Here is a 3307-nt window from a genome sequence, read left to right as displayed (position 1 = left end):
GATCGGGCTGAAGGCGTGCAGGTGGATGGCGTAGCGCGCCTTGATCCAGGCGAGCAGCTCCTCGTACCAGTCGATCTTCAGGTCCGGGTGCACGCCGCCCTGCATGAGGATCTGCGTGCCGCCGACGGCGAGGGTCTCCTCGATCTTCTCGGCCAGCTCCTCACGCGTGAGCAGGTAGGTGTCCCGCTTCCCCGGGGCGCGGTAGAAGGCGCAGAACTTGCAGTACACGTTGCAGACGTTCGTGTAGTTGATGTTGCGATCGAGGATGAAGCTCACCCGCCGCTCGGGGTGGAGCGCTGCGCGCCGCCGGTCGGCGGCCTCGCCGAGGGCAAGCAGGTCGGCCGCCTCGAACAGATGCAGCCCTTCGGCGGGGCTCAGGCGCCCGCCGGCCGCCGCGCGGGCGAGCAGCGCGGCCAGCGACTCCTGCGCGGGGCCTACTGCCATGCCCGGATCTCCTCGTAGGTGGTACTGCGCTCGATGGGCCTGCGCCCCGCCTTCGTGATGAGGCGCACCAGCTCGTCCTGCGGGATGTGCTCGGGGGTCAGGCCGCCGGCGTCGTGCGTGATCCGCTCGCGCACCACGGTGCCGTCGATGTCATTCGCCCCGAAGCAGAGGCCGAGCTGCGAGAGCTTCTCGCTGACCATGATCCAGTAGGTCTTGATGTTCGCGAAGTTGTCGAGGAAGAGGCGCGCGACGGCGAGGGTGCGCAGGTCGTCCAGGCCGGTCGTGAAGGTGGCGACTGGCAGGGGATTGTTCTCTGGGTGATACGCCAGGGGAATGAAGGCCATGAAGCCGCCGGTGCGGTCTTGCAGGTCGCGCAGGCGGGCCATGTGGTCGACGCGGTCTTCGAGGCTCTCGATGTGGCCGTAGAGCATCGTCGCATTGGAGCGCAGGCCGAGGCCGTGAGCGGTTTCGTGGACTTCGAGCCAGCGGCCCGTCCAGGACTTGCGGCCGCAGAGCTTCTCGCGGATCTCCTCCTGGAAGATCTCGGCGCCCCCGCCGGGCAGGCTGCCCAGGCCCGCGGCGCGCATGTCCGCGAGCACCTCGGCCACGCTCCAGCCGGTGAGCTTGGTGAAGTGGTCGATCTCGACCGCGGTCCAGGCCTTCAGGTGCACGGCCGGGTGCGCTGCGTGCAGCGTCGCGATGATCCCGCGGTACCAGTCGTACTTGAGGCGCGGGTGGATGCCGCCGACGATGTGGATCTCGGTGGCGCCCGCGGCCTCCATGCCGGCCACGGCCTCCAGGATCTCCTCAGTGCTCATCGTGTAGCCGCGCGGATCCTTCGTCGTGGCCGCGAAGGAGCAGAACGTGCAGTTCTTGGCGTAGATGCACAGGTTGGTCGGGTTCAGGTGCCGGTTGATGTTGAAGTAGACCTTGTCGCCGTTCCTCGCGCGGTTCGCCTGGTCGGCGAGGCGGCCGAGGGCGAAGAGGTCCTCGGTCGTGTAGAGCGCCAGCGCGTCCTCGCGCGTGAGGCGCTCGCCGGCGTCAACCTTGGCGTGGATGGCGGCTAGCGACATCGGATCCCCTTGATGAGTGGGCTGAATATAGACGGGGCCGCCGAGCGCGACAAGCGCGCGCGGCGCCGCCCACCGGTTTCGGACCACCGGCTCTGCGAAGCCTCGCTTGACCGATCGCGCGCGGCCGCCTAGCCTGCGCACATGCGAACGACCCTCGGACTGCCGCTGCTGCTCGCGCTGGCCGCCTGCGCGGGCGCGAGCCGCGCGCCCGACGCCTCCCCCGCCGCGAGCGCCGCCGCGCCACTGCCCTCCGCACTCGCCGCTCGCAACGCACCCGGGGCGCTCTTCGCGCCGGCGGCGATGGACTCCATCCTGGCCGCCGAGCAGACCCTACCCACGAGAGCGCGCATCGGCCGCTGGGCGCGGCGCTTCCTCGCCGATCCGGCGAGCGAGTACCGCTTCGGCCTCAAGCCGGGCGGCTATGTGGCGGAGGGGCTCTTGGTCAGCGATCACCGGCAGGACTGCGTGAGTTTGCTCTATCGCTGCTGCGAACTCGCCCGCGCGCGAGACCACGAGGACGCCCTGCGCATCGCCCTCGCCACGCGCTTCGCCGGCGCGCCGCTCGACTCGCTGACCGACGCCGAGGGCCGCGTGGACTACGATCGCCCCGAGCATCTCGACTACAGCCTCGACATGGTGAGGAGCGGCCACTGGGGCGCGGATGTCACCGCCTCGCTGAGCGGCGCGCGGCCTGATCCCGTGGGCTCGAGCCGCTACCCGGCGGGCAGCTTCCTCGCCGTGCCCGAGGCGGCGCTTGTCGCCGACGAGTTGAATGAAGGCGATATCGTCTGGTTCGTGACCGATCCCACCCATCCCGGCGCCCGCAAGCAGCGCGAAGAACTCGGCATCGTGATCGGGCACATCGGCATCGTGGTGGTCGAGAAGGGCGAGCGGCGCCTGATCCACGCGGCGAGCAGTGCGCTGCCCGGCGAGTACACCGGCGGGCGCATCGAGAGCGTGCCGCTGTCGACCTACCTCGCCAGGGTGGAGCGCTACGGGTCAGGGATCGTCACGCGCTTCGCGCAGTAGCGCCGATCGCCGGTCCAACACCCACTTCAGACCCGCCGGCGAGTCGAACCAGGCCTCGATCTCGGCGAAGCCCGCGAAACGCTCGTGCGCGACCCCGCGCTCCGCTAGCCAGGCGGCCAGGCCCCCTTTCGCGAAGACGAGATCCGCGCGCCCCGCCGGGCAGCGGTCCGTGGTGCCGTCGCCGATGTAGATCGTCCGCGCGCCCTCCGCCGCGGCCCCGGCGAGGTGCCAGCTCTTGCAGTGATTGCACAGCCGGTTGATGCGCGGCGTCGCCGCCTGCACCACGCGCCAGCGGCCGTCGGCGTCGAAGGCCAGGTGGTTCGCCGCGAAGGGCACGCCGCCCAGCCCCTCGCGCTCCAGCACCGCACGGATCAGCGGCGCGAGGCCGCCCGAGAGGATCGCCAGCGGCCACTCTCGCTCCCGACAGAAGCGCACGAAGCCGGCGAAGCCCGGATCGACCGGCACCTCGGCCAGCACCCTCTCCACGGCCTCCGCGAAGGGCGCGCGGAGCAGCGCCACCTCATCCTGCAGGCCCTGCTCCTCGGTGAGCGTGCCCGCCTCCACCTGCCGCTCGATCTCGAGCCAACTCGGGCCCACATAGTGGTCGAGCAGGTGGACGAGCGTGTCCTCGGCCGTGATCGTGCCGTCGAAATCCGTGAAGACGCTGATCCTCATCCATCTCCGCCTGGCTGCCCGCGGGCGCCTGGCCGGGCGCTTGCGCCGCCCCCGCCGCGGCGCTAGACTTGCCGGTTCCGGCAACC

The 3307-nt window shown here is 70.7% G+C and carries 4 protein-coding genes; 1 reads left to right on the top strand and 3 read right to left on the bottom strand.

All coding sequences use genetic code 11. The annotated features are described in order from the left end of the window. Nucleotides 1–444: radical SAM protein (locus FJ251_14755; GenBank protein MBM4118964.1), on the bottom strand; the 444-nt coding region annotated here is incomplete at its 3' end. Continuing rightward, nucleotides 435–1517 (bottom strand): aminofutalosine synthase MqnE, encoded by a 1083-nt coding sequence (gene mqnE, locus FJ251_14750; GenBank protein MBM4118963.1) that lies wholly within the window; start codon nucleotides 1515–1517, stop codon nucleotides 435–437. The genes FJ251_14755 and mqnE, both read right to left, overlap by 10 nt. A gap of 141 nt (nucleotides 1518–1658) precedes the next feature. Here mqnE and FJ251_14745 point away from each other — a divergent pair, with 141 nt between their 5' ends. Continuing rightward, the gene (locus FJ251_14745) at nucleotides 1659–2546 is read left to right on the top strand and encodes a hypothetical protein (GenBank protein MBM4118962.1); all 888 of its coding nucleotides are present in this window, start codon (nucleotides 1659–1661) and stop codon (nucleotides 2544–2546) included. On the opposite strand, the gene FJ251_14740 is transcribed toward FJ251_14745, so the two are convergent. After that, the gene (locus FJ251_14740; GenBank protein MBM4118961.1) at nucleotides 2517–3221 is read right to left on the bottom strand and encodes an HAD-IB family phosphatase; all 705 of its coding nucleotides are present in this window, start codon (nucleotides 3219–3221) and stop codon (nucleotides 2517–2519) included. The two genes, FJ251_14745 and FJ251_14740, sit on opposite strands and share 30 nt — an antisense overlap. Nucleotides 3222–3307: the final 86 nt, after the last annotated feature.

The sequence above is a fragment of the bacterium genome (assembly GCA_016873475.1).
GTDB lineage: Bacteria > Krumholzibacteriota > Krumholzibacteriia > JACNKJ01 > JACNKJ01 > VGXI01.
This window is presented reverse-complemented; position numbering and strand designations above follow the sequence as displayed.